This window comes from Arthrobacter sp. USHLN218 (assembly GCF_037144715.1).
In the GTDB taxonomy this organism is placed as follows: domain Bacteria; phylum Actinomycetota; class Actinomycetes; order Actinomycetales; family Micrococcaceae; genus Crystallibacter.
This window is the reverse complement of the sequence record NZ_JBBCYT010000003.1, coordinates 352255-378757: the sequence shown is the minus strand read 5'-3', so window position 1 is coordinate 378757 and position 26503 is coordinate 352255. Positions and strand designations below refer to the sequence as shown.

Here is a 26503-nt window from a genome sequence, read left to right as displayed (position 1 = left end):
ACCGACAACTTTCGCACGCCCGGTGCGGATGCCTGCAACGAAGTGCCGGCCACCCACCCATCCACCTACACGAGCGGCCAGGGATAGCGCATGCCGCCGCGGTCCACGGGGAGGACTCCCTCGCGCAGCAGCCGCTGCACCCGGCGCTTCAGCGCGCCGGTCTCCTCGTCGTCCAGGAGGTCCGCGACCTCGCCGGGCACCTCGTCCGCCAGCGGCGCGATGTCCTCGAGCAGCCCCGGGGGGATGGGTTCGCCCGCAAAGTCCCAGATCACCGTGCGCAGCTTGAAGGCCGCCGAGAAGCACAGTCCGTGGTCGATGCCCCAGACGTGCCCGTCCTGCCCGCGCAGCACATGCCCGCTCTTGCGGTCGGTGTTGTTGGCGACGCAGTCGAATAGGGCAATCTGCGACAGGACCTGATGGGTTTCGGGTGACTCCGAATAGAGGGTGAAATAGTGCTCGTGCAGGTCGTTTTCGATGAACCACTGCAGCGACCCGATGCCGAGCGGTGAGTCGTCGCGGATGACCGTCGCCGGCACGATTCCCCACTGCAGATGCTCACTGAGCAGGTAGGCAGCGCGTTCCCGCCGGTACAGCCCGGGAGCGAAGTCGAAGAGTGGCCGTTCCCCGGCCTCCGGCTTGTAGACAGCCCAGGCGGTGTCCTCCCCGCAGGAGATTTCGGCCAGGAAGGTGGCGTTGCTGCTGTGCAGGATGCGCCCGAGCAGTTCGATCCGGCCCTCGGCGAGCAGCGTCAGTTCACGGTCGGGCATCTTCTGCGCCCTGTCGCGGCTGCCTCAGCTCTGCCAGCGGTCCCGCCGTCGAGTTCACCGTGAGCACAGCGGGCGGCTGGCCGTCCGCGTAGGAAATTGCCGAGACCGAGCCCGGGCTGATCGCGATCCGCTGGAAGAGGTCCAGGTGCGTGCCGAGGGCGTGGGCGACGGCGGCCTTGATCGGGTCCGCGTGCGAGAAGCAGACGACGACGCCGCCGGTGTGGGTGGTGCGCAGCGCCTCAAGCGTTTCGACCATCCGCGCCTGCATTCCGGCGAAGCTCTCCCCATCAGGGAAACGGAAGACCGAGGGTGCGTGCTGCACGGTCTGCCATTCCGGCAGGCCTGCAAGGTCGGCGAGCGCGGCGCCCGTCCAAGCGCCGAAGTCGCACTCGATCAGGCCGGGCTCACGCTTGACCTCGAGCCCCGTGCCACTTGCCGCGGGCGCCGCCGTCTCGAGTGTGCGTTCCAGCGGCGAGGAGTAGATGCCGTCGACGGCGAGCCCCGCCAGCCGTTCCGCGATCCGTTCTGCCTGGGCCTGTCCGCGTTTGGACAGATGCAGGCCGGCGGCCCGCCCGGGCAGCACCGCGCCAGTGGTCGGCGTCTCCCCATGGCGCACCAGGAGGAGCAGGGTGCTCGGCGCTGTCGCGGGTGCCGGTGGAGATGGGGGAGCTGCTTCAGTCATCAAGTCCAGAGTAGCGTTCGCCGCCTTACCCATGCCTCGCAAGCTCGGTCCGGGGACCCCTGGCGGCTCTCTTGCAGGGCCCGCGCCGGATCGGGCCCTTCAATGCTCGATTCCCCGCGCGTTCGGGGACTACCGTTGAGGTGTGACTGATCGTCCCGATATCTTCACCGTCGGCGAGTTGCGCGCCGCCGGCCACGTCCAGAAGGACCTGCGCCACGAAATCCGCGACAACCTGCTCGCCGCGCTCGCCGAGGGCCGCGATCCGTGGCCGGGTCTGTTCGGTTTCAGCCGGACCGTCCTTCCCCAGCTCGAGCGCGCCCTTATCGCGGGCCACGACGTCGTACTGCTCGGCGAGCGCGGGCAGGGCAAGACGCGTCTGCTCCGGACATTGGTCGGGCTGCTGGACGAGTGGTCGCCGGTGATCGAAGGGTCGGAGCTGAACGAACACCCGTACGAGCCGATCACCGAGCAGTCGAGGGCCCGGGCGCTCGCAGAAGGGGACCGGCTGCGCGTGGCATGGCGGCACCGGTCCGAGCGGTATGTCGAAAAGCTGGCGACCCCCGATACCTCCGTCGCCGACCTCATCGGCGACGTGGATCCGATGCGGGTGGCCGAGGGCCGCCGGCTCGGGGACCCGGAAACCATCCACTACGGCCTCGTGCCGCGCTCCAACCGCGGCATCATCGGCATCAACGAACTGCCCGATCTCGCCGAGCGCATCCAGGTGGCGATGCTGAACGTGATGGAGGAGCGCGACATCCAGATCCGCGGCTACGTCCTGCGCCTGCCGCTCGACGTGCTTGTCGTCGCATCCGCCAATCCCGAGGACTACACCAACCGCGGCCGGATCATCACGCCGCTGAAGGACCGTTTCGGCGCCGAGATCCGTACGCATTACCCCATCGAGCTGGACGACGAGGTGGCCGTGATCGAGCAGGAGGGGCGCCTGGTGGCGGATGTCCCGCCGGTCATCCTCGAGATCCTGGCGCGCTACACCCGCGCGCTGCGCCAGTCGCCGGCCATCAACCAGGGCTCCGGTGTCTCGGCGCGGTTCGCCATCGCCGGTGCCGAGACGGTGGCCGCGGCGGCACTGCGCCGGGCCACCGTGCGCGGGGAGGACGAAGCGGTCGCCCGCATCGTCGACCTGGACAGCGCCGTCGATGTCCTCACCGGCAAGATTGAGTTCGAACCTGGCGAGGAAGGACGAGAGGAAGCCATCCTCGAGCATCTCCTGCGCACGGCCACGGCCGAGGCCGTCCGCGAACACTACCGCGGCATCGACTTCGCTCCGCTCGTGGCGGCGCTGGACGGCCACACGACGGTAACGACGGGCGAGCAGGTCACCGCACGGGAGTTCCTCGACAACCTCCCTTCGCTCGATGCCTCCAATCTTTATGACAAAGTCAGCGCCCGCGTAGGCGCGCAGACCGACGGACAGCGTGCCGCCGCCGTCGAACTTGCCCTGGAAGGTCTCTTCCTCGCCCGGCGGATCTCCAAGGAGTCCGACGACGAGGAGACCATCTACGGCTAGGAACAGGCAGTAGGGAGGCAGCATCATGGGCGCCCACAAACGGACCTCCCGGTACGGCCGGTACGCGGGAGGACCCGATCCGCTCGCCCCGCCGGTCGATCTGGGGGAGGCGCTCGACGCGATCGCCGAGGACGTGATGGCCGGCTACACGCCGCGGCACGCGCTGCAGGAGTTCCTGCGGCGCGGGGGGCGGAACCGCTCCGGGCTCGACAACCTCGCCGGCCGGGTGCAGCAGCGGCGGAACGAACTGCTGAGCCGCCACCGGCTGGACGGCACCCTCAACGAGGTCCGCAAGCTGCTAGACACCGCGGTGCTCGATGAGCGCAAGCAGCTGGCGCGGGACGCCGGGATGGACGACACGGACCGCGCCTTCCGGGAGATGCAGCTGCAGAACCTGCCCCAGTCCACCGCGGCGGCGGTCAACGAGCTCGCCTCCTACGACTGGCAGTCCAGCAGCGCCAGGGAGGCCTACGACCGGATCAAGGACCTGCTGGGCCGGGAGATCCTCGACCAGCGGTTCGCGGGCATGAAGCAGGCGCTCGAGAACGCCTCCGACGCCGACCGCGCTGCCGTGGGCGAGATGCTGCGCGACCTCAACGAACTGCTCGATAAACACCGGCGCGGCGAGGACACCGAGGCGGACTTCGAGGAGTTCATGGCGCGGCACGGCGACTTCTTTCCGGAGAATCCGCAGTCGGTCGAGGAGCTGATCGATGCCCTCGCCCAGCGCGCCGCCGCCGCCCAGCGCCTGATGCAGTCGATGTCCCCGGAACAGCGCGAGGAGCTGATGCGGCTCTCGGCCCAGGCCTTCGGCTCGCCGGAGCTCATGGCCCAGCTCGACCAGCTCGACTCGAGCCTCCGCGCCCTGCGTCCCGGAGAGGACTGGACCGGTTCGGAGCGCTTCGAAGGCCAGGAGGGACTCGGGCTCGGCGACGGCACCGGCGCGCTCCAGGACATTGCCGAACTCGACGCGCTGTCCGAGCAGCTTTCCCAGTCCTACAGCGGCTCGAACCTCGACGACCTGGACCTTGACGCGCTTGCCCGCCAGCTCGGGCAGGATGCCGCCGTGTCGGCCCGGACCCTCGCCGAGATCGAGCGGGCCATGCAGGACGGCGGCTACCTCCGCCGCGGGGCAGACGGCGACCTCCGCCTGTCCCCGCAGGCCATGCGGCGCCTCGGGAAGGCGCTCCTGCGCGACACCGCGAAGCAGCTCTCCGGCCGCCAGGGCGGCCGGGACACGCGGGTGGCCGGTGCCGCCGGGGAGCAGACCGGCTCCAGTCGCGAGTGGCAGTTCGGGGACGCCGAACCGTGGGACGTCACCCGTACCCTGACGAACGCCATCCGCCGCACGGCGGCCGACGGCGGCGACCCGGGTCGCGGACTGCGCCTGGGGCCCGGCGATATCGAGGTGACGGAGACCGAGGCCCGCACCCAGGCCGCCGTCGTCCTCCTTGTCGATGTCTCCTTCTCGATGGCCGCCGAGGGGCGGTGGGTGCCGATGAAACGCACCGCCCTCGCCTTGCACCATCTCGTCTCGACCCGGTTCCGCGGGGACCGGCTGCAGCTGATCACGTTCGGCCGCTATGCGCAGTCCATGGACATCGGCGAGCTGACGGCGCTTCCCGCGCTGCGGGAGCAGGGGACCAACATGCATCACGGCCTGCTCCTGGCCGGCCGGTTCTTCCGGCAGCACCCGTCGATGCAGTCCGTCCTGCTCGTGGTGACCGACGGCGAACCGACCGCCCACCTGCTCCCCGACGGCGAGTCCTGGTTCTCCTGGCCGCCGGACCCGGCGACCATCAGCCTCACGGTCGCCGAACTGGACCGCCTAGGGCGCGCCGGAACGCAGGCCACGTTCTTCCGGCTCGGCGACGACCCCGGGCTTGAGCGTTTCGTCCAGCGCATGGCCCGCCGGATCGACGGCCGCGTCGTCGCACCCGATCCGGGGGACCTCGGCGCGGCAGTGGTCGGGGAGTACCTTCGCGCGCATCTCCGCGACCCGTACGACGACGGCTGGTCCTCCTAGCGTTGAGCAGATGGACGTTCAGGAAGCGTGGACGGATTGGCACCATGTCCTAGATCGGCCCTGAGGTGTCACCGGTACCGCAGATGTCGTACCAGGCTGGCAAGTTCTCCCGACGGATCAACACCGAGCTCACTGTTGAGGCGGGTAGTGAGAGAGCGGTAGCAGCGAACAGCTGAGGCATGGTCACCGCTGGAAACGTGCGTGCGAATAATGATGCCATAAGCCTCTTCCCTGAAGGGCTCCAGTGATGCCGCTTTACCGGCAGTCTCGATGGCGCAGTCGAATCTTCCCCGGGAAAAGTAGTACTCTGCGAGCTTTTCTAGTCCTCGAACTCTGATTTGGTGCATTCTTTCCCTTTCCAGAGTCACCCACTCTTCTGCCCAACCTTGCAGCAGGTCTGCTGTCCCCGCTGATTCCACGATCTTGGCGTATTGCTCGCTGGCTGCCAAGCCGCAGCTTTGGACGTAGGCCTCCAAATCGTGTACGTCGATTCGGGCGCTTGCAGAGAGGGCCAGCCTCTCCCGATTCACGGCCACTAGTCCTGCGGCACGATGATTGATTGTCCAGAGGCTTACCCGAACGCTTTCCAGCCCCTGCGCCCTGTCGCTGTCTGGCCACAGCAAGTCCGCTAGGAATGCTCGTGATGTAGTTCCGTGCAGGGCCAAGGCTGCGAGGAGGCGTTGCTCGCGATGATTGAGTCGTACGCGGCCGTTCGATGTGTGAAGACTCCAAGTGCCGAAAAGACCAAGGTCCCAATGCGCCATCAGTGCCCCCCACGGTGATGGATGCGATATTGCCTCCCTCAACCTTGACGTGCTATTTCGGGAAGGCAATAGGGGAGCGGCAAATTGCCCCAACATCATCCAATTAAGGGGTATTTTTCAGAGTAGCGTGGTAGACGGGCAACGATTTGTCAGATTCTGGTCTGCGGTAGATATCGGGACCAATGGCCCTGCTTTTTCGACTACTGCACTATTAGGTCATGTATTCCCTTGACAAAACTTATTGGTTTCCCGGGGCACATATCAACGCACCCGTCAGGTTCGCCGGCGTGGCTTTGAGGGGCTTCTATGGGGCGTGGGAGGCGAGTACGCCGTCGATCTGGCCCATGGCTTCCTTCATGCCCTCCTCCATGCCCATCTCGAGGATCTTCTGGAGCTGTTCGGCGGACTCGAAGCTGGAGACGGTGGTCATCCGTGTGCGCCCGCCCACGTCCTCCAGCGTCACGACGGCGTGGGTCGTTCCCAGCTCCGCGACCGGGTCCCCGTTTTCATCGGCGAAACCGTCGTCGAACTCCAGCCGGTGCGGCGCTTCGATGGCGGTGAACCGCCACCAGCCGCGGGCCTTCTCGCCCTCCGGACCGGTCATGTAGTAACTGGCCTTGCCGCCCGGCTGGAATTCGTGGTCCTCGAAGGTTGCGGGCCAGGTAGGCGGGCCCCACCACCGTTCGAGCTGCCGCGGATCCGCCCAGATCTGCCAGACGCGTTCAACACCGGCCTCGAATTCGGCCACGATGGTGAAGTTCAGTGCCGCGGTGTCCTTGCGTGCTTCGATAACGGTCATGGCCGCTGCCTTCCTATCCCTCGGTGAGAATCTCCTCGATCCGCCGGACGCGCTGCCGCCAGATCCCTTCGTATTCATCGAGCAGACGGCGGGCTTGGCCCAGCCCTTCGGGATGGGCCCGCACGATCTGCTCCCGTCCGCGCTTCTCCTTAGTGATGAGCAGCGCGCGTTCCAGGACCGCCACGTGCTTTTGCACCGCGGCGAAACTCATGGCGTAGTGGGCCGCCAGACCCGAGACCGAGTACCCGCCGTCGCTGCCGAGGACGCGGGCGATGATGTCGCGCCGGGTGCCGTCCGACAGCGCCTGGAACAGGCCGTCGAGTCCTGCGTCGCTGAGCTGATCTACAACCATTTGGTTGTAGATTAGTCCCCTCCGACGGGTTCGGCAAGGGCCGGATTGTGGAGCCGGGGCCGTTCCGCACATACTTCAGGAGTGAGTGAGCAGACACGCGTCCTGGTGGTGGAAGACGACGCCCGGCTGGCCTTGATGCTGGAAGAACTCCTGCGGGGCGAAGGCTATGAGGTCGTCGTCGCGAAGGACGGCCAGCGTGCCCTGCATCTGGGCCTGTCCCAGCCGTTCGACGCTCTCCTCCTGGACCGCGGCCTGCCGGCCATCGAAGGGCTCGACGTCCTGGGCCGGCTGCGGCGGAAGGGGGTGCTGGCGCCGGCACTGGTGCTGTCCGCGCTGGGCAACCCGTCCGACAAGGTCGAGGGCCTGGATCGCGGGGCGGAGGACTACCTGGCCAAACCCTTCGACATTGACGAGCTGCTGGCCCGCCTGCGGGCGTTGCTGCGCCGGACCACCGCCACCGTTCCCGTCCTGCGGGTTCCCGGCGGCGCCCTGGACATTGAGGGGCGGACGGTAACGCTCGACGGCGGCGAGGTCCTCGTCCTGTCGGACCGGGAGGGCGACCTGCTGGAACATTTCGCCCGGAGGCCCTCCCGGATCTTCGCCCGCGCCGACCTCCTGCTGAGCGTGTTTCCGGAGGCCAGCGACGAAGGCGTCGTCGATACGTACGTCCACTACCTGCGGAAGAAACTCGGACGCGATGCCATCCTGACCGTCCGCGGCGTCGGCTACCGCTTGGGGGCGCCCGAGTGAACGGCGCCGACAAGGCCGAACTCCTGAGGGCCTCCCGCCGGCTGGCCATCCGCTTCACCGCGCTGATGATGGTGCTGCTGGCGCTCGTGGGGGCGCTGGCCTACTCGATCGTGGCGGCCACCGCGGCCAGCGCGGAACAGCGGGCCCTGCGCGACGCCGTCGTCGCCGCCGAACCGGAGGAAGCCCCGCAAGGCGTCTTCGTCGCCGTGGTCGGGGGCGGCGGGCGCGTGGAGCTGTCCCGGAACATGCCGCCGGGCCTGCCCGATCTCGACGCGATCCGCCAGGTCGCCGCCGGTACGCGAATGGTCGAGAAGCGTATAGATGTGCGGGGCCGCTCCTACGCGGTCCTGACGGCCGCGCATGACGGCAGGATCATCCAGGCGGCAGTGGACCAGCACGAAGGCAGGGAAGAGCTGCAGCGCCTGCTGACGGCCCTGCTGCTCTCGGGCGCCGTAGCTGCCGTGGTGGCGGCCACGGCGGCGGTGCTGATGGCGCGGCGCGCGATGCAGCCGATGGCCGAGGCCCTGGCGCTCCAGCGGCGCTTCGTGGCGGATGCCAGCCACGAGCTCCGCACGCCGCTGACTTTGCTGAGCACCCGGGCACAGCTCCTGCGCCGCGAGGCCGCCCGGCTGCAGGGCGGAGACCGGCAGCCCGGGATCGTGGCCGGGCTGGACGAGATCGTGGCAGACTCGCGCGTCCTCACCGAAATCCTCGAAGACCTGCTGATCGCCGCCGACCCGCGCGAGGCGGCCAGTCCGGAGGCCGTCGATCTGGTCGCGGCGGCGGAGGCCGCGGTCAAGGCGCAGTCCGGCGAAACGGGGGCACGCGGCCTTACGCTGGGCCGGACAGGCTCTGAGGTACCGGTCCTGGTCGACGGCGCCCGGGTCTCCCTCCAGCGCGTCTTTACGGCCCTGATCGCCAACGCCATGGACTTCGCCGAAAGCCGGATCGAGGTCCGGGTGCAGGAGGAAGACAGGCAGGCGGTGGTCACGGTGTCCGACGACGGCCCGGGGTTCCCGCCCGACGTGGCGGGGCGTGCCTTCGAACGCTTCGCCAGTTCGCGCGCCAGCGGCCCGGAGGCGCAGCGGCACTACGGGCTCGGCCTGGCCCTGGTCGGCGAAGTGGCCGCCCGCCACAACGGCTCCGTCCGCGTGCTGCCCTCGCCGCCGGGGTCGGGCGCCGTCATCGAGCTTCGCCTGCCGCTCCGCTGACCCGCGAACCCGGATCGCCGGATCGCCGGATCGCGGGATCGCGGGCTAAGAAACTTCAAAGAAACAGCGCGGACCATGGTTCCCAAGAGAGTTTCCCCCTCGGAGAACGGAGCCGACCATGAGTATTCGCAGATCCGGCAACCGGATGGCCCTCGGCGCCACCGCCGCCGTCGGTGCAGCCAGCATCCTCGCCGCCGGCATCGGAACGGCAGCGGTGTATGCCACCACAAAGACCTCCGATTCTTCCTCGTCTTCGGCGCAGACCACAACATCGTCCTCCGGCAGCAGCGGGCAGGACGAAACTTCCGGCAGCCAGGACAGTTCGGTCAGCCCGTACTCTGGCGACGACTCGTCGTCTTCCCTGGGCGGCAGCGACGACGGCGGCATCCAGTACGCGCCGGTCCAGCCGGGCAACGGCCGTGCTCCCCACGGTTCCTCTTCGGGGTCCTGACATGGCGGCAAGCCGGAATTGGAACGTTTGGGGCCTCGAGGCGTCCGTGGTCGTCCGCGATCCGGAGGAACTCGGGACGGCCGTCGACGCGGTGCAATCCGTGGTCCGTTCCGTCGACGAGGCGTGCAGCCGGTTCCGGCCGGATTCGGAGCTGGCGCGGTGCCGCCCGGGGCTGGCCGCCGGCATCGACGCGAGCCCCGTGCTGGCCCTGCTCGTGGAACAGGCGCTGCTGGCGGCCGAATGGACCGGCGGAGACGTGGATCCGACGCTCGGCAACGAGCTCGACGCCCTGGGCTACGACCGTGACCTCCGCAGCATCGACCCGTTCGCCGAACCGCTGCCCCTGAAGCGGCGCGAGGGGACCGGGCCCGGGTGGAAGCGGGTCGAGCTGGACGGCGCCTTCCTCCGGGTCCCGGACGACCTGCAGCTGGATCTCGGCGCCACCGCGAAGGCGGTGGCGGCGGACCTGGCGGTACAGGCGGTTGCCGCTGCCTCCGCTACCGGCGTGATGGTGGTGCTCGGCGGGGATCTGGCCACCGGCGGACCGGCCCCCGACGGCGGGTGGCAGGTGCTGGTGCAGGATACCGCCGCAGACCCGGCCCAGCAGGTGACCCTCGCCACCGGATCGGCCATGGCGACCTCGAGCACCCAGCATCGGCGGTGGCGGCACGGCGGCACGGAAATGCACCACATCCTCGACCCGCGGTTTGGCCTGCCGGCCGAGACCGTCTGGCGCAGCGTCACCGTGGCCCACCGGTCCTGCCTGCGCGCGAACGCCCTCAGCACCGCGTCCATCGTCCGCGGCTATCCGGCGGTCGAATGGCTCGAGTCCGGCGGCGTGGCCGCCCGGTTCGTCGACCGGCGCGGAAACATCATCACGACCGGCAACTGGCCGGCCATGCCCTATGAACCGGCGGGGGAGGTGCAGCTGCATGGATGAGGCGATGTGGGCCTTCGGCCGCACCAACGGCATCATCTCCCTGATGCTGCTGACCATCTCCGTGGTGCTGGGCATCCTGGTCCGCTCCGGGCGTCCGCTACTCGTGCTGCCGCGCTTCGCGCTCGCCGTCGTGCACCGCAACATCGCCCTGCTGGCCACGGTATTCCTCGGCCTGCACGTCGGCGCGCTGCTGCTGGACTCGTACGCCCAGCTGGACCTCGCGGACACCGTGGTCCCCTTCCTCGGCGCCTACAAACCGTTCTGGCAGGGATTGGGCACGGTGGCCGTGGACCTGTTGCTGGCCGTGGTGCTGACCAGCCTGCTCCGCCGGCGGGTGGGCCCGCGGGTGTTCCGCGCCGTCCATTGGCTGACCTACGCGCTGTGGCCCCTCGCCATGTTCCATGCGGTCGGCAACGGCACGGACGCGGCGGAGAAGTGGTTCCTGCTGCTCGCCGCCGGTGCCGGCGCAACAGTGGGGGCCGCCGTCATCTGGCGGCTCTCGGCTGGTTTCCTCGAGTCTGCCAGCCTGCGACGGGGAGCCGTACAATGACCGCGCCCGCCAACGTGGCCGCCGGCGTGAGGCCGCCGGTCGGGGTCAACCGCCTCTTCGCGGCCGGCGCGCTCGCCGGCCTTTCCTCCCATACCGCGACCTACGGACCGCTGCCCATTGGAATTGCGGCCACCGAACTGGCGGACCTGGTGAGGGACGCGGGCCTGACCGGCCGCGGCGGCGCGGGATTCGCGGCCTGGCGCAAGCTGGCGGCGACGGCGGAAGCGCGAGGACCGGCCCTGGCCGCCGGTCCCGTCGTCATCGCCAACGGCGCGGAAGGCGAACCGCTCAGCTTCAAGGACGCGACCCTGCTGCACAACGCGCCGCACCTGGTGATCGACGGCCTGCTGCTGCTGGCCCGGTCCCTGCGCGCGTCGCGCGCCTACCTGTACGCTGTGCCGGCCCACCTCGCGCCGGTCGAACAGGCGCTGGCGCAGCGCCCCGATGCCCGGAGCATCAGGGTGGCGGCAGCGCCGGAAACCTTCATCTCCGGGGAAGCCAGCGCCGTCGTCAACGCTATCCAGACCGGAACCGCGCTCCCGCTGGACAAGGTCCGCCGGCTGAGCGAGGACGGACTGAAGCACCGTCCCACCCTCGTGCACAACGTCGAGACCCTGGCCCACATCGCGCTGATCGCGCGCTTCGGCGCCGACTGGTTCCGCAGCGTCGGCACAGCGGATGACCCGGGGACCCGGCTGGTCTCCGTCTCCGGCGACGTGCCCGCCGAGCAGGTCATGGAAGTGGCCGGCGGGGCGGCGCTCGGCGGAATCCTTGCCGCCGCGGGTGCGGACCCGGACGGGGTGGCGGCAGTCCTCGCCGGGGGTTACCACGGGCGCTGGGTGCGGCCCGAAGAGCTCCGGCTGGCAGCCGCGGCTTCCGGGGCGGACACGGTCCGGCCGGGTGCAGGCGTGCTGCACGTCCTGGGGGCGCACCGCTGCGGGCTCGCGGAAACCGCGCGCATCGTGGACTACCTGGCGGGACAATCGGCCCGGCAGTGCGGTCCGTGCATGTTCGGGCTCCCAGCGGTGTCACGGGTGCTGGACCGCCTGGCCGAAGGAGACCGTAGCCCGGACCTGCTGCCCGAACTGCGCCGGCTCGGTTATGCCGTCGCCGGTCGCGGATCGTGCCACCACCCGGACGGAACGGTGCAATTGGTCGAGAGCGCGCTGACGGCGTTTGCGGACGACGTCGAGCTGCACCTGGGCGGATACTGCAACCGGAACGCGGCCACCGCATGACCAGCCGCGACGACGCCGCCGTGCTGCACATCGACTGGACGAAGTGCGACGGCCGCGGGCTCTGCACGGAGCTGCTGTCCGGGCGGCTCGTGCGGGATCAGTGGGGCTATCCGCTGGCAGCAGGCCCCGGCGCCGGCCGGACTCCGGGGGACAAGTCCAATGTCCCCCTCGGTGCGGACGACCTCGAAGCGGCGGAAGACGCCGTCGTTCTCTGCCCCCGGCTGGCGCTGACGCTGCTCCACGGATCCCGCCGGCGCTCCCGTCCGCAATGAAGGGGCCTTGCCGCTGAGCCCCTTCATGGTGTCGAATCTCTTAACAGCACGGGCGAGTGCAGGGACGACGATGTCTACGACGCCAGGAGGCGCTCATGTCGGGGAAATCCAGCAACGGCACGGCTAAGGGCTCCGGACGGGGCACCGATCCGCGGCGGGCGGAAGCCTCGGCTTCGCCGCCGGAGGGCCCGGACCGGATCCGCAACGTCGTGCTGGTCGGTCACTCCGGTGCGGGCAAGACGATGCTCGCGGAGGCCATGCTCGCTGCGGCCGGAGCCACGAACCGGATGGGCTCGATTGCGGACGGCACGACCCTGAGCGACTCGGATCCCTCGGAGATCCACCAGCAGCGTTCGGTGGTGCTGTCCGTGCTGCCTTTTATGTACGACGACGTCAAGGTCAACCTCCTCGATACGCCGGGCTATTCGGACTTCACGGGCGAACTCCGTGCGGGGCTCAGGGCCGCCGATGCCGCACTGTTCGTGGTGTCCGCCGTCGACGACATCGATGCGGCGACCACGGCGCTCTGGGGCGAATGCGAAAGCGTGGGGATGCCGCGGGCGGTAGCGATCAGCCGGCTGGACCACCCCCGGGCCAGCTTCGAGGCGGCGCTGGCCAGATGCCGGCAAGCCTTCGGCGACACGGTGCAGCCGCTTTACCTGCCGCTCACCAGCGGCACGGACGTCACCGGGCTGCACGGGCTGCTCTCCGGGACGGTGTCGGACTACAGCGAGGGCGAACGCCAGCCGGTGGTCCGCCCGGCCGAGGCAGCGGAACTGGCGGCCGCCGAGGAAGCCCGCGGGACGCTGATCGAGGGGATCATCGCGGAGAGCGAGGATGAGTCCCTGATGGACCGGTACCTCGGCGGCGAGGAGATCGGCCTGGACGTCCTGTTCCCCGATCTGGAGACCGCCGTGGCGCGCGGCTCCTTCTACCCGGTCCTGGCGACCTCGGCCGAGACAGGCCTGGGCATTCCCGAACTGCTGGACATGCTGAAACGCGCCTTCCCGTCCCCGCTGGAGCGTCGGCTGCCGACCGTGGCGGGACTCTACGGGTCGCGGGCCAGCCAGCTGAGCTGCGATCCCGAGGGTCCGCTGGCCGGCGAGGTGGTGCGGACGAGCACCGACCCGTTCCTGGGCCGTGTCTGCCTGGTGCGCGTGTTCTCGGGAACGCTGCGCGACGACTCGCTGGTCCACATCTCCGGACACGGCCTCGCGGACCGCGGCCACCCGGACCACGACAGCGACGAACGGGTCACGCACCTGCACGCGCCGCTCGGCTCGACGCTCCGGGCGGCGTCCTACTGCATCGCCGGAGACATCTGCGCGCTGACCAAGATCGGCAGCGCCGAAACCGGGGACACGGTCTCCGCCAAGGACGAGCCCCTGCTGATCCAGCCGTGGGAGATGCCCGAACCGCTGATGCCGGTGGCCGTCGAGGCCGCCACGCGCAACGACGAGGCGGCGCTGGCCAAGAGCCTGGCCAAGGTCGCCGCCGGGGACCCGACGCTGCGGGTGGAGCGCAACGCGGAGACGCACCAGCTGATCCTGTGGTGCATGGGCGAATCGCACGCCGAGGTGGTGCTCGACCGGCTGCGGGGCCAGGGGGTCAACGTGCGGACGGTCGACGTCGTCACGCCCCTGCGGGAGACCTTCGCGGCGCCGTCCAACGGCCACGGGCGGTATGTGAAGCAGTCCGGAGGGCACGGCCAGTTCGCAATCTGCGACATCGAGGTCGAGCCGCTCGAGCGTGGCGCCGGTTTCGAATTCGTGGACAAGATCGTCGGGGGAGTGATCCCGGGTCCGTTCATCACCTCCGTGGAGAAGGGGGTCCGGGCGCAGATGGGCAAGGGCGTGGCCGCCGGCTTCCCCGTCGTCGATATCCGGGTGACGCTGGTGGGCGGCAAGACGCACAGCGTCGACTCCTCGGACGCCGCGTTCCAGTCGGCCGGGGCGCTGGCCCTGCGCGAAGCTGCGGCCGCGGCCCGCATCCAGTTGCTGGAACCGGTCTCCGCGGTGACCATCACGGTGCCTGACGAATACGTGGGGGCGGTGATGAGCGACCTGTCGGCCCGGCGCGGCAGGTTGACCGGGACCGACTCGGCCGAAGGGGAGGGGGCGGAGATCAGCGCCGAAGTCCCCGAACAGGAACTGCTGCGGTACGCCATCGATCTCCGGTCGCTGACCGGGGGCACGGGAAGGTTCCGCCGTGCCTATCTGCGGCACGATCCGGTGCCCACCGGTGCATCGAGCGAGATGGCGCACAGGTGAGGCGCCGGTGAGGCAGCGTCGGCACCCAGGGGCCCGGGGTGCCGGATACCCGGCTAAGTCGCGGCCCGGAGCACCGCGGCCAGCTTCCTGAAGGACTCCGTCCACCCGTTCCGGTGCAGTTCCAGCCGCTGCTCTGTGGCGAAGCCGCGCTGGGTGAGGACAACCCGGGTCCCGCCGTCCACGGGCTCGAGGGACAGGGACACAACCGTCTCGCGGTCGTCCGGCACGGGTTCCTCCCACCGGAAGGTGTACTCGAGGCGCCGCGGCGGGTCCACGTCCACGAATTCTCCGGCGAGGTGGAAGGCTTCCCCGTCCGGCGGCTGCATGGTGAGCCGGTAGCTTCCGCCGGGCCTGGGATCCAGCGTCGCCTCCGGCGTCGTGAATCCCTCGGGCCCCCACCATTTCACCAGCTCGTCCGGGTCCGTCAGCAGGCGGAAGACCCGCCCGCGCGGGGCCGCCACGTCAAACTCCAGCTCCAGCACCAGACTGCCCTGCTGTCCGCCCATGACCTGCTCCAACCGCCGGGAAGCGGGGGTACGATGCCCGCCAGCCCATCGTAATCCCGGCACGGACGCGCCGGCAGGCCTGGAATCAGTGCTGCGCTCGCAGGAACGCGGCGACGGGAGCGGCAACGGAAGCTCCGATGTCATAAGCGTTCCGCTTCCGGCCGGCGACTTCGAAGGAATGCCCGCCGCCTTCAACCCATTGGATCGTCGCCGTGGGGCCGATCTTCGCCGCTACTGCCTCCAGCAGTTCCGGGGTCGCAAACGTGTCCTTGGTCCCCTGCAGGAAGAGCATCGGCAGCGTCAGGCCGTAGAGGTGCTCGTCCCGAAGCTTCTCCGGCTTGCCGGGCGGATGCAGCGGGTAGCCGAGGTACACCAGCCCCGCGGCCGGCATCCCCTCGGCGACGGCCATGGAGGCCATCCGTCCGCCGAAGGATTTCCCGCAGGCCCACAGGGGTTCGCCGCCCGACCGCTCGGCGGCCGCGGCCATCGCCACCCGCCAGGTGTTGATGGCCGCGGGCGGCCGGTCCGGAAACTTTCGGCCCGCCTCCCGGTAGGGGAAGTTGAACCGCAAGGTGGCCACGCCGTCGTCGTTCATGGCATCGGTGAAGCCGCGCAGGAACGGATGCTCCATCCCGGCGCCCGCCCCATGGGCGACCACGAGCGTGGCGGACGCCTTGTCGGGCCGCGCGTAGGCGGCGGAAACCGTGGCATCGCCCACGGCGAGCTGCAGTGGCTGTTCGTCTGGCATGTACCCATGATGCCGCGTTGGCCCTCGTCAGGGACGCCGACATGCCTTTATGGTGGTCCCATGGCCAGCGAGCAGACGATCCTGAAGGTGGATGGACCCCACGGCGAGCGGGAAATGCGGATCTCCAGCCCGTCGCGCGTGATGTGGCCCGAGCTGGGGCTGACCAAGCTGGACCTGGCGCGCTACATCGCCGAAGTGGGGGAGGCCTTCATCGCCGCCAACGGGGACCGGCCGCTTGCGCTCCAGCGGTTCAAGGAGAATATCGACGGCGAACAGTTCTTCTCGAAGAACCCGCCGAAGGGCGCCCCCGAGTTCGTGCGCGCCGTCCCGGTCATCTATCCGAGCGCGCGCTCGCATCCGCAGCTGGTCCTGGACGAGCCGGCCGCCGCGGTCTGGGCCGTCCAGATGAACACCATCGTCTTCCACCCGTGGCCCTCGCGAACGGCCAACACGGACAATCCGGACCAACTGCGCATCGACTTGGACCCGCAGCCCGGCACCGACTTCGACGACGCGGTGCCGGCGGCGCTGGAACTGCGGAAGGTGCTGGCGGAGGCCGGGCTGGAGGCGTTCATCAAGACGTCCGGCAACCGCGGCCTGCATGTGTACGCGCCGATCAAACCGACCCACGAGTTCCTGGACGTGCGGCACGCCGTTATCGCCGCAGCCCGGGAACTGGAGCGCCGGATGCCGGAGAAGGTCACGACGGCCTGGTGGAAAGAGGAGCGGGGCCGCAAGGTCTTCGTGGACTTCAACCAGGCGAACCGGGACCGCACCATCGCCGGCGCCTACAGCCCGCGCGCCCTGCCCAAGGCCACGGTGTCCTGCCCGATCACCTGGGAGGAACTGGAGCATATCAAGCCCTCGGATTTCACCATCGCGACCGTGCCGGGCCGGTTGCAGGAAACCGGGGATCCCTGGGCAAAGATGCACAGCAACCCCGGCACCGTTGACGAACTGCTGGGCTGGTGGGAGCGCGACTGCGCCGCCGGCCTGGGTGAGCTGCCCTTCCCGCCTGACTATCCCAAGATGCCGGGCGAACCGCCGCGCGTGCAGCCGAGCCGCGCCAAGAAGAAGGAGTGACATGGCCAGGACCGTCTACTACGTCGCCAGCTCGCTCGACGGATTCATCGCCGACGAGGACGACAAGCTGGAGTGGCTCTTCCAGTTCAACGACGCCGACGGCGTGAAGGAATCCTACGAAGAGTTCATTGCCGGCATCGGAGCCCTGGTCATGGGGTCGGAAACCTACAAGTTCCTGCTCGACAACGGGGGAGAGGGCGCCTGGGAATACGGCAGCACGCCCACCTGGGTCTTTACGCATCATGAACTACCGGGCATCCCCGGCGCGGACATAACCTTTGTCCGCGGCGACATCACGGTGTTCCACCCCAACGTGGTTGCCGACGCCGGCGACCGCGACGTCTGGGTGATCGGCGGCGGTGAACTGGCAGCGCAGTACCTCGACGCCGGCCTGCTCGACGAACTCATCGTCACCTACGTGCCGGTGGTCCTCGGCCGCGGCAAGCGCCTTCTGCCGGTCACAACGACGACGGCGCCCGCCTCCTTGACCGGTTCCCGCACCTTGGGCTCCGGCATGGTGGAGAACCGCTACAGCCTCGCCAAGTAGCCGCGGCCGCAGACCGTCGGCCACCCGAAGCCCGGCTACGACCCCGGTTGCCACTTCCGCGTAGCCCAGCTACGTCCCTGGTGGGTCGGGTTGATTCTCGCCATCTTCGGATAGGCCTGAATGGACGCACGTTGCCCTTCGACGGTTATCCACAGCCCTATTCATCGAACATGAATTCGACTAGACTTATGTGATGGCGAACACATCAGCGGAACGGCCGCAGGACAAGGAGGGCCTGGAGCCTTGCGACGGCTCCCGTGACCCTCGACCCTGCCCGGACGATTCCCCTGACGCCGCTGTGGCAACGCCCAACCCGCCTAATTCCGCAACCCTCTACGACCGGCGTGATTCCGGGTCCGCAGCCGGCAGGCCCGGTTCCGCCACGTCCGACGACCCAGCTGATCCTGACGCATCTGACCTCGCGGACCCGGATGCGGCTGTCCCGGCCGGCGTCTGCGGGGTGGGTCTGCGGCCGGCGGACCCGTTCTCGTGCCGGCCGCCGTGGGAGGAGCATTCCTGGGAGGAGGGCGAGGCCGTAGATGCCGAGGGCATCCCCCTCGACGCCCCGGATACCCCGATCCCGCTCTACGTGCTGACCGGCCATGACGCACCTGCGGAGGAAGACCCATGGGCCGCCGCCCGCGGCGCGTTCACGCCCCCGGCCTGGGAGCCGGTCCTGCCGGCCCGGTCCGGGCAGATCAGAGACCTGCTGCCCCTGCTGGGCTCCCGCGAGCCGTCCCGCATGCTCTACGAGGAAGCCGCGCACGAACTCATCGCCGCCCGCCGCGCCTCCGCCTGGCTCGAGGCCCGTATCCTGCGCCTGCTCAACGCCCTGGTCCGAGAGTCCGTGAACGAACAGCCCCGCGGCTGGCCCCCGCCACTCGGGCCGGGCACCCCGGACGAACACCTGGCCGAAGCCGCGGCCGTCGCCGAAGCCGCCGCCGCCCTGCAGATCCCGGAAAGGACCGCCGCGATCCGGATCAACTACGCCCGGACCATCGCCGGGGAATGCCCCGCCACCCTCGAAACCCTCGAACAAGGCCACCTGACCGGGGTGCAGGCCGCCATCATCACCGACGAAACCACCTCGCTGCCGCCCCGGGCCCGGCCCGGATTCGAACACGAACTCCTCGACCTCGCCCCGGTATGCTCCACCGGCAGCCTGCGCCGCCGCGCAAGAACCCTCCGCGAAAAACGCCACCCCGAAACCATCACCGCCCGCCGCGCGAAAAAAGCAGCCGACCGCCACCTCGAGCTCAAGCCCGACTACGACGGCATGGCCTGGCTCTCCGCCTACCTGCCCGCGGAAACCGCCGTCGCCGCGTTCAACCACGTCCAGGCCATCGCGCTCTCCGTCCAAGGCCCCGAAGAGCCCCGCACCCTAACCCAACTGCGCGCCGACGCCCTCACCCACCTCCTGCTCAGCAGCACCCACAAACCGCAGCCCCCGCCAGCGGTAGCACCCGCCCCCGGCACCGAAGCCGCGGGCGCATCCGACGCCGGCGGCCTCGGCGCCGAGGGCCCTGCCGGGGCTTGTGATCCGGCAACCGGTGACCCGGCGGCGGGGCCCGGGGACCTACGGGAACATCCCGCTCCGGACGGCGGACTGCCCCCGGGCGCCGGGTACGGGATCGTGCCCACCGTCGCGCTGACCATCCCCGCCCTGACCCTGCTCGGCCTCGGCCAGGAACCGGCCCACCTCGACGGCCACGGGCCGATCCCGATCGAGGCCGCCGCCCGGCTGGCCGCGAACGCGCCCTCGTTCACCCGCGTCCTGACCGACCCGGTCACCGGCGCGGTCCTGGCCATGGACCGCAAACAGTACCGGCCCACCGCGGCGCAGCGCCGCTACCTGCGCCTGCTCTACAACAAATGCACGTTCTACGGCTGCTCCCGTTCCAGCGAGCACTGCGAACTCGACCACACCATCGGCTGGGCCGAGGGCGGATCCACCAACACCGCCAACCTCGGCCCCGAATGCAAACGCCACCACCGGCTCAAAACCGAAACGGACTGGAACCTCCGACAACCCAGCCCCGGCGAATTCGACTGGGCCTCCCCGGCCGGCATCAGCTACCCGACCAGACCCGAACCCCTGGTCCACACCCCGCCCGAAGAACTCGCCAGCATCCTCGAACGCCACGAGATCCACACCATCAACACCAAACTCCGCGCCTACTACCAACGCAAACACCAACAACCCGGCCACACCGAACCAGCCGGACCAGCGAAACCAGCACAGGCGCCTCCCGCGGCCCTCCCGACACCCACCGACGCGCCCAACCCGCCAGACCACACCGGCACGCCACACGCCGCCGGGCACCACCACAACCGCGGTCCCGACGAACCACCGCCCTTCTGACAAAGCCTGGATGCGGACGTCTGAGTGCGCCCACGCAAGCCCAGACGGGCCCAGCGGACAGCCCGATGGAACCACCGACAGCCAGGTGTGCCGATGGGCGGAAAAGTGTGCCGAGGGCACAGGCCGATGCGGTCACAGGCCCCGACGAGGCAAGCTCCCGCCTGCCCAGGTTTCCCGCCGCTACCTGGCTACGCGTTGTCCCGAATCAGATTGGTGATGCGGGCCGTGGAAAGCCGACGTCCCTCCTCGTCCGTCATGACCACTTCGTGGACGGCCAATGTGCGGCCCAGCTGGAGCGCGGTGGCGGTCCCGGTGACCAGTCCGGAGGCGACGGACCGGTGGTGTGTGGCTCCGACCTCGATGCCGACGGCATGGCGGTTCGCGCCGGCATGTATCGATGCGGCGAAGGAACCGAGGGTTTCCGCCAGGACGACGTGGGCTCCGCCGTGCAGGATGCCTGCGACCTGTGTGTTTCCGAGCACGGGCATGGTGGCAACGATTCGCTCGGCGGACATCTCAATGAACTTGATGCCCATCTTCACGACAAGCGCGCCGACCCCCATTTGCCGTAGCCAAGGGCGTAAATGCTCCGGAACGCCGGCGTCGATGAGCTCCTGCAGGCGGTTCTCCGCGTTGGCGGCCGGCTCCGCAGCCGGAGTGAGATTCTCGGTCATGCGACTAGGCTGGCACCTGTGAGTGAAACAAACAAACCGGAATCCGTTGCCACCGTCGAGCCTCCTGCGGCCGCATCCGACAGCCAGACAATGGCTGAGCCGGAGGGCCCGCGCCGCCTCCTGGTTGTGGATGGACATTCGATGGCATTCCGGGCGTTCTATGCGCTGCCGGCGGACAAGTTCTCCACGAGCACCGGGCAGCATACCAATGCCGTGTACGGTTTCACGTCCATGCTCCTTGCGATGATCCGCGAGCAGTCGCCGACGCACGTCGCCGTGGCCTTCGACCTGGACACGCCGACCTTCCGCGAGACCGAGTACAGCGAGTACAAGGCCGGCCGGAACAAGACGCCGGAAGAGTTCCACGGCCAGGTCGACCTGATCATCAAGGTCATGGAGGCCATGCGCATCCCGACGATCTCGATGGACGGCTACGAGGCCGACGACATCATTGCCACCCTCAGCGAGCAGGCGGAGGCTGCCGGCTGGGACGTGCTGGTGGTCTCGGGCGACCGGGATGCCTTCCAGCTCATCACGGACAAAGTCACCGTGCTCTACCCGAAGAAGGGCGTCAGCGAAATCCCGCCGATGGACGCCGCCGCCGTGGAAGCGAAGTACTTCGTTCCGCCGAACCGCTACTCGGATCTGGCCGCGCTGGTGGGCGAGACGGCCGACAACCTCCCCGGCGTGCCCGGCGTCGGTCCTAAGACCGCCGCCAAGTGGATCAACCAGTACGGCGGCCTGGACGGGATCCTCGAGAACGTCGACTCCATCGGCGGCAAGGTCGGCAATTCGCTGCGCGAGAATATCGAGCAGGTCAAGCGCAACCGGCGGCTGAACCACCTGCTCCGCGACCTGGACCTGCCGGTAAACCTGTCCGCGATGACGCTGGAGCACCCGGACCGGGATGCAGTCGAAGAGCTCTTCGACGCTCTGGAATTCACCACGCTGCGCAAGCGGCTGTTCGAACTGTTCGCTGTCGATGAGCAGGTGGAGGACACCGAGATCCATGCGCCGCGGCACGATGTGCTGGCATCCGCCGAGCAGCTCGACGCATGGTTGGACGGGACGAACCAGCTGCCGGTAGCGATCCAGGTGGTGGCCGAGGGAACCACCGGCGGGGAAGACGCCGTCGCGCTGGCGCTGGTGTCGCCCTCGGCGGCCGCCTACGTCGCCTTTGAGGGCCTCGACGCGGACGCGGAGAAGCGTCTGGCGGAATGGCTGCAGGACCTGGATGCGCCCAAGGTGGTCCACGACTTCAAGTACGCGTACAAGCTCCTGTTCCACCGCGGGTTCGAGCTGTTGGGCGTGGTCGATGACACCGCGATCTCCGCCTACCTGATCCAGCCGGACCGCCGCAATTACGAGCTGGCGGACCTTGCCCAGTACCACCTGAAGCTCTCCGTTGCGGCGACGGGCAGTTCAGGGGGCGGGCAGCAGCTGGACCTCGGCGAGGATCCGGCAGCCCCGGCCGTTGCCAAGGCCTTTGCCGCCCTCCAGCTCAGCGAGCACTTCGCCGGGCAGCTCGTGGAGCGCGGCGCCAACCAGCTGCTCGGCGGGCTTGACCTTCCGCTGTCCCTGGTGCTGGCCAGGATGGAGCTCCACGGCATTGCGGTGGCGACCGACCAGCTCGACCGGCTGCTGGACGACTTCACGGTCACGATCGATGCGGCCAGTTCCGAGGCCTTCCGGATCATCGGCAAGGAGATCAACCTCGGTTCGCCGAAGCAGCTACAGGCCGTCCTGTTCGATGAACTGGAGCTGCCGAAGACCAAGAAGATCAAGACCGGCTACTCGACGGACGCGGACGCCCTCAACGACCTGATCGCCAAGACCCAGCATCCGTTCCTGGTCCAGCTGCTGGCCTACCGGGACTCCTCGAAGCTGCGCCAGACGGTGGAGGGGCTCCGCAAGACCGTGGGCGAGGACGGCCGGATCCACACGACCTACGCCCAGACGGTGGCGGCCACCGGTCGGCTTTCGTCGAACAACCCGAACCTGCAGAACATCCCGGTCCGTTCCGAGGCGGGCCGGCGGATCCGCGAGGTCTTCATCGTCGGCGAGGGCTACGAGTCGCTGCTCACCGCCGACTACTCGCAGATCGAGATGCGCATCATGGCCCACCTGTCCGGCGACGAGGGGCTCATCAGCGCATTCCGCGAGGGGGAGGACCTGCACCGGTTCGTCGGCGCCAACATCTTCGGCGTGGCACCCGAGGAGGTCACCAGCGAGATGCGGGCCAAGGTCAAGGCCATGTCCTACGGGCTGGTCTACGGGCTGAGTTCCTTCGGCCTGTCCAAGCAGCTGAACATCCCGGTGGATGAAGCCCGGACGCTGATGAAGGACTACTTCGCCCGGTTCGGCGCCGTGCGCGACTACCTGCGCGGAGTGGTCGAGCAGGCCCGCAAGGACGGCTACACGTCCACCATCGAGGGCCGCCGCCGGTACCTGCCGGACCTGACCAGCACCAACCGGCAGCTGCGCGAGATGTCCGAGCGGGCCGCGCTGAACGCCCCCATCCAGGGGTCGGCCGCGGACATCATCAAGAAGGCCATGCTGGGCGTGGACGGCGAACTCAAGGCACAGGACCTGAAGTCGCGCATGCTGCTCCAGGTCCACGACGAACTCGTGTTCGAAGTCGCGCCCGGCGAACGCGAGGCCCTGGAACGGCTCGTGCGCGAGCAGATGGGCGGTGCCGCCGAACTTTCGGTTCCGCTGGATGTCTCCGTCGGCGTCGGCCGGAACTGGCACGAAGCCGGCCACTGACGCAAGCACCGGGGCCGGGCAGCGGCTCCGGCCGCAGCGGCCGCTCCTCTGGCGGGAGCGGCCGCCGCGCATTAGGCTCGGCTGTCGTGGACACCAGCGCAGCAGACACCCGGGCGGACGCCATCAGGATCGAACAGTTCCCGGCCGGCCTCGAGGATGGCCGGCCCGATGCCCGGACCATGGGCTGGTTCGAGGCGGTGCGGGCCGGGTTCCATGACGGGGCGCCGCAGCCAGGACACGTGGAGGCCTACGTCGCTGCCTACGCGGCGGACCGGCGCGTGTTGTGGGGAGCGTACGACGACGGCGCCCGGCCGGGTGCCTGGGGTCCGGACATTCCGGTGGCCACGTACGGGTCCCTGGCCAACACGATGAACGTCGGAGGCGGCCGGCTTGTCCCGACCCACCAGATCACGGCGGTAACGGTCCGCCCGACACACCGCCGCCGTGGCCTGTTGCGGACCATGATCACCGCGGACCTCGGGCAGGCGGCCGGCAGGGGCTTCGCCGTCGCGGCGCTGACGGCGTCGGAGGCAACCATCTACGGCCGCTTTGGCTTCGGGGCCGCGGCGTTCACCCGGCGCGTCGAGGTCGATGTCCGCGAACGCTTCGCGCTGCGTTCGGCGCCCTTCGGCACTATGGAGCTGGTCGATCCAGCCGCGATGCTGGAGCTGGCCCCGCGAATCTTCGCCGGCTTCCATGGGCGGACCACCGGTTCCCTGGACCGCCAGTTTTCGTATGCCCAGGTGGCATCCGGTCGCTGGCAGTCGGAGAAACCCGAACCGAATCCCGACCTTCGGGTGGCGGTGCACGTCCGTTCGGACGGAGAGCCCGGCGGCTACGTCGCCTACAAGTTCGCCGGCTGGCATTCCGAGCCGCACACCATGAAGGTCGTCGACCTGGTGGCGGCCTCGGAGGCAAGCTACCGCGAACTCTGGCGGTACCTCGGCTCCATCGACCTGGTCCAGCGGATCGTGTGGTCCGCGGCCCCGGCCGACGATCCGCTGCCCTGGGCGCTGTCCGACCCGCGCTCCTACAGCGTCACCGCGGAGGAAGACGCCCTCTGGCTGCGGATACTCGACCCGGTGGGGGCGCTGGAAGCGCGCCGCTTCGAGCAGGACGGTTCGCTGGCGTTCGCCGTCCGGGATCCGCTCGGCCTGGCCGCGGGACGGTTCCGGCTGGACGCTGCCGGCGGGCAGGCACGTGTGGAGCGGCTGGATGCTTCGGCCGCGGTGGACCTCACCCTGGACGTCGACGTCCTGGGCTCGCTCTATCTCGGGGGAGCCAGGGGACGGACCCTGGCTGGCGCGGGACGGCTGGAAGGCGACAAGGCCGCCGTCGGACGTTTGGACGGGCTGTTCGCGCTGGCCTCGGCGCCGTACTGCATCACGCACTTCTAGGCGCAGGACCACCGGTGAAGACGGCGCAGAACCAGCCGCGGACGCGCCGGGCCGCGGGTTGGAAAAAGGCCGGGACGCGCCGCGCCCGCTTTGACCCGACTTGGCCGTTGCGGCTAGAATGGTTGGGCGCGTAATGCGTACGCAGAAGCTTCATCCTGCGTCAAACCACAATGTCCGCTTCCGGACAGTCAGCAATGTTGGAAGGCCGCAGCCATTTTGTGCTGGGTCCAGAGCAGAGTCAAGCTGTGCGGAACCAAGAAAACTATCCACATCGGAGCCCCTACTACATGACCATCACCTCCACCGAGAAGCCCGGTACCCCTCAGGTCGCAGTCAACGACATCGGTACCGCTGAAGACTTTCTCGCTGCAGTCGACGCGACCATCAAGTACTTCAACGACGGCGATCTCGTCGAAGGTACTGTCGTCAAGGTTGACCGCGACGAAGTCCTGCTCGACATCGGTTACAAGACCGAAGGTGTCATCCCCTCCCGCGAGCTTTCCATCAAGCACGACGTTGATCCCGGCGACGTTGTCTCCGTTGGCGACGAGGTCGAAGCCCTCGTCCTGACCAAGGAGGACAAGGAAGGCCGCCTCATCCTGTCCAAGAAGCGCGCACAGTACGAGCGCGCCTGGGGCGACATCGAGAAGGTCAAGGAAGAGGACGGCGTCGTCACCGGTACCGTCATCGAGGTCGTCAAGGGTGGTCTTATCCTCGACATCGGCCTGCGCGGCTTCCTGCCCGCCTCCCTGGTCGAGATGCGCCGCGTGCGCGACCTGGCTCCGTACATCGGCCAGCAGATCGAAGCCAAGATCATCGAGCTGGACAAGAACCGCAACAACGTTGTGCTGTCCCGCCGTGCCTGGCTCGAGCAGACCCAGTCCGAGGTCCGCTCGACCTTCCTCAACAAGCTGGAGAAGGGACAGGTCCGTCCGGGCGTTGTCTCCTCGATCGTCAACTTCGGTGCCTTCGTGGACCTGGGCGGCGTCGACGGCCTGGTGCACGTCTCCGAGCTGTCCTGGAAGCACATCGACCACCCGTCCGAGGTTGTCGAGGTCGGCCAGGAAGTCACCGTCGAGGTCCTCGAGGTGGACCTGGACCGCGAGCGTGTCTCCCTGTCGCTGAAGGCCACCCAGGAAGATCCGTGGCAGACCTTCGCCCGCACGCACGCGCTGGGCCAGGTTGTCCCGGGCAAGGTCACCAAGCTGGTTCCGTTCGGTGCGTTCGTCCGCGTCGAGGACGGCATCGAAGGCCTGGTCCACATCTCCGAGCTGGCCGTCCGCCACGTCGAGCTGGCCGAGCAGGTCGTCTCCGTGGGCGACGAGCTGTTCGTCAAGGTCATCGACATCGACCTGGAGCGCCGCCGCATCTCGCTGTCCCTCAAGCAGGCCAACGAGGGCGTCGATCCGGAAGGCACCGAGTTCGACCCGGCGCTGTACGGCATGGCTGCCGAGTACGACGAAGAGGGCAACTACAAGTACCCCGAGGGCTTCGACCCCGAGTCCAACGAATGGCTCGAGGGCTACGAGAACCAGCGCGCCGCTTGGGAGCAGCAGTACGCTGACGCCCAGGCCCGCTGGGAAGCCCACAAGAAGCAGGTTGCCCGCCACCTGCAGGAAGATGCCCAGGCATCCTCCGAGGGCGGCGAAGCGGCTCCGACCAGCTACTCCTCGGACGCTGCGTCGACCGAGCCCAGCAGCGGCGGCACCCTGGCTTCGGACGAGGCCCTCGCCGCTCTGCGCGAGAAGCTGACCGGCCACTAATCCCAGGCGCCCTAGGCGCTGAAGATGCATGCGGGACCCCTGCCTTCGGGCGGG

24 protein-coding genes are annotated in these 26503 nt (G+C 68.8%); 16 read left to right on the top strand and 8 right to left on the bottom strand.

Annotation, left to right across the window (positions count from 1 at the left end):
- Positions 1-65: 65 nt before the first annotated feature.
- Both WFH44_RS09010 and WFH44_RS09005 read right to left on the bottom strand, forming a co-directional pair.
- Positions 66-767 (bottom strand): SCO1664 family protein, encoded by a 702-nt coding sequence (locus WFH44_RS09010; protein WP_336713458.1) that lies wholly within the window; start codon positions 765-767, stop codon positions 66-68.
- On the bottom strand, positions 754-1449 hold the full coding sequence (locus tag WFH44_RS09005; protein WP_336713456.1) for an MSMEG_4193 family putative phosphomutase: 696 nt from the start codon (positions 1447-1449) through the stop codon (positions 754-756). The genes WFH44_RS09010 and WFH44_RS09005 overlap by 14 nt, the downstream gene beginning before the upstream one ends.
- Positions 1450-1591: 142 nt before the next feature.
- On the opposite strand from WFH44_RS09005, the gene WFH44_RS09000 reads away from it, so the two are divergent.
- Together WFH44_RS09000 and WFH44_RS08995 are read left to right on the top strand one after the other, a co-directional pair.
- On the top strand, positions 1592-2980 hold the full coding sequence (locus tag WFH44_RS09000) for a magnesium chelatase (protein ID WP_336713454.1): 1389 nt from the start codon (positions 1592-1594) through the stop codon (positions 2978-2980).
- 25 nt (positions 2981-3005) lie between these two features.
- Entirely contained in the window at positions 3006-5006 is a 2001-nt protein-coding gene (locus tag WFH44_RS08995) for a vWA domain-containing protein (protein WP_336713452.1), read from the top strand.
- A gap of 68 nt (positions 5007-5074) precedes the next feature.
- On the opposite strand, the gene WFH44_RS08990 is transcribed toward WFH44_RS08995, so the two are convergent.
- From WFH44_RS08990 to WFH44_RS08980, 3 genes are all read right to left on the bottom strand, one after another.
- Positions 5075-5455, bottom strand: coding sequence for an AfsR/SARP family transcriptional regulator (locus WFH44_RS08990; protein WP_336713451.1), 381 nt, complete (start codon positions 5453-5455; stop codon positions 5075-5077).
- A 619-nt stretch (positions 5456-6074) separates the two neighbouring features.
- Entirely contained in the window at positions 6075-6569 is a 495-nt protein-coding gene (locus WFH44_RS08985) for an SRPBCC family protein (protein ID WP_336713449.1), read from the bottom strand.
- A gap of 13 nt (positions 6570-6582) precedes the next feature.
- On the bottom strand, positions 6583-6921 hold the full coding sequence (locus WFH44_RS08980) for an ArsR/SmtB family transcription factor (protein ID WP_336713447.1): 339 nt from the start codon (positions 6919-6921) through the stop codon (positions 6583-6585).
- Between the two features lie 81 nt (positions 6922-7002).
- On the opposite strand from WFH44_RS08980, the gene WFH44_RS08975 reads away from it, so the two are divergent.
- The 8 genes from WFH44_RS08975 (at position 7003) to WFH44_RS08940 (ending at position 14603) form a co-directional block, all read left to right on the top strand.
- A complete protein-coding gene (locus WFH44_RS08975) occupies positions 7003-7671 on the top strand; it encodes a response regulator transcription factor (RefSeq protein ID WP_336713445.1) in 669 nt (222 codons plus the stop codon).
- A complete protein-coding gene (locus WFH44_RS08970; RefSeq protein ID WP_336713443.1) occupies positions 7668-8882 on the top strand; it encodes a sensor histidine kinase in 1215 nt (404 codons plus the stop codon). The genes WFH44_RS08975 and WFH44_RS08970 overlap by 4 nt, the downstream gene beginning before the upstream one ends.
- 118 nt (positions 8883-9000) lie before the next feature.
- Positions 9001-9333, top strand: a complete 333-nt coding sequence (locus WFH44_RS08965) for a hypothetical protein (protein ID WP_336713441.1) — start codon at positions 9001-9003, stop codon at positions 9331-9333.
- 1 nt (position 9334) lies between these two features.
- The gene (locus tag WFH44_RS08960; protein ID WP_336713439.1) at positions 9335-10273 is read left to right on the top strand and encodes an FAD:protein FMN transferase; all 939 of its coding nucleotides are present in this window, start codon (positions 9335-9337) and stop codon (positions 10271-10273) included.
- Complete coding sequence (locus tag WFH44_RS08955; protein WP_336713437.1) at positions 10266-10823, top strand: ferric reductase-like transmembrane domain-containing protein; 558 nt, start codon at positions 10266-10268, stop codon at positions 10821-10823. Before WFH44_RS08960 ends, WFH44_RS08955 begins: the two co-directional genes overlap by 8 nt.
- Positions 10820-12061, top strand: a complete 1242-nt coding sequence (locus tag WFH44_RS08950) for an NADH-ubiquinone oxidoreductase-F iron-sulfur binding region domain-containing protein (RefSeq protein WP_336713435.1) — start codon at positions 10820-10822, stop codon at positions 12059-12061. Before WFH44_RS08955 ends, WFH44_RS08950 begins: the two co-directional genes overlap by 4 nt.
- Positions 12058-12333, top strand: coding sequence for a ferredoxin (locus tag WFH44_RS08945; RefSeq protein ID WP_336713433.1), 276 nt, complete (start codon positions 12058-12060; stop codon positions 12331-12333). The genes WFH44_RS08950 and WFH44_RS08945 overlap by 4 nt, the downstream gene beginning before the upstream one ends.
- Positions 12334-12428: 95 nt before the next feature.
- On the top strand, positions 12429-14603 hold the full coding sequence (locus WFH44_RS08940) for an elongation factor G-like protein EF-G2 (protein WP_336713432.1): 2175 nt from the start codon (positions 12429-12431) through the stop codon (positions 14601-14603).
- A gap of 53 nt (positions 14604-14656) precedes the next feature.
- Here WFH44_RS08940 and WFH44_RS08935 read toward each other — a convergent pair whose 3' ends face one another.
- Positions 14657-15109, bottom strand: coding sequence for an SRPBCC family protein (locus WFH44_RS08935; RefSeq protein WP_336713430.1), 453 nt, complete (start codon positions 15107-15109; stop codon positions 14657-14659).
- Between the two features lie 85 nt (positions 15110-15194).
- Entirely contained in the window at positions 15195-15857 is a 663-nt protein-coding gene (locus tag WFH44_RS08930; RefSeq protein ID WP_336713429.1) for an alpha/beta hydrolase family protein, read from the bottom strand.
- A gap of 60 nt (positions 15858-15917) precedes the next feature.
- Between WFH44_RS08930 and ligD the strand changes: the two genes are divergently transcribed.
- From ligD to WFH44_RS08915, 3 genes are all read left to right on the top strand, one after another.
- Positions 15918-16940 (top strand): non-homologous end-joining DNA ligase, encoded by a 1023-nt coding sequence (gene ligD, locus WFH44_RS08925; protein WP_336713427.1) that lies wholly within the window; start codon positions 15918-15920, stop codon positions 16938-16940.
- Position 16941: 1 nt separating this feature from the next.
- Entirely contained in the window at positions 16942-17487 is a 546-nt protein-coding gene (locus WFH44_RS08920; protein ID WP_336713426.1) for a dihydrofolate reductase family protein, read from the top strand.
- 193 nt (positions 17488-17680) lie between these two features.
- Entirely contained in the window at positions 17681-19849 is a 2169-nt protein-coding gene (locus WFH44_RS08915) for an HNH endonuclease signature motif containing protein (protein ID WP_336713424.1), read from the top strand.
- Positions 19850-20037: 188 nt separating this feature from the next.
- On the opposite strand, the gene WFH44_RS08910 is transcribed toward WFH44_RS08915, so the two are convergent.
- Positions 20038-20523, bottom strand: coding sequence for a hotdog fold thioesterase (locus tag WFH44_RS08910; protein WP_336713423.1), 486 nt, complete (start codon positions 20521-20523; stop codon positions 20038-20040).
- A 90-nt stretch (positions 20524-20613) separates the two neighbouring features.
- On the opposite strand from WFH44_RS08910, the gene polA reads away from it, so the two are divergent.
- From polA to rpsA, 3 genes are all read left to right on the top strand, one after another.
- Positions 20614-23289, top strand: coding sequence for a DNA polymerase I (gene polA, locus WFH44_RS08905; protein WP_336713651.1), 2676 nt, complete (start codon positions 20614-20616; stop codon positions 23287-23289).
- A gap of 86 nt (positions 23290-23375) precedes the next feature.
- A complete protein-coding gene (locus tag WFH44_RS08900) occupies positions 23376-24686 on the top strand; it encodes a GNAT family N-acetyltransferase (RefSeq protein WP_336713421.1) in 1311 nt (436 codons plus the stop codon).
- A gap of 287 nt (positions 24687-24973) precedes the next feature.
- Positions 24974-26449 (top strand): 30S ribosomal protein S1, encoded by a 1476-nt coding sequence (gene rpsA, locus WFH44_RS08895; RefSeq protein ID WP_264794237.1) that lies wholly within the window; start codon positions 24974-24976, stop codon positions 26447-26449.
- Positions 26450-26503 lie beyond the last annotated feature (54 nt).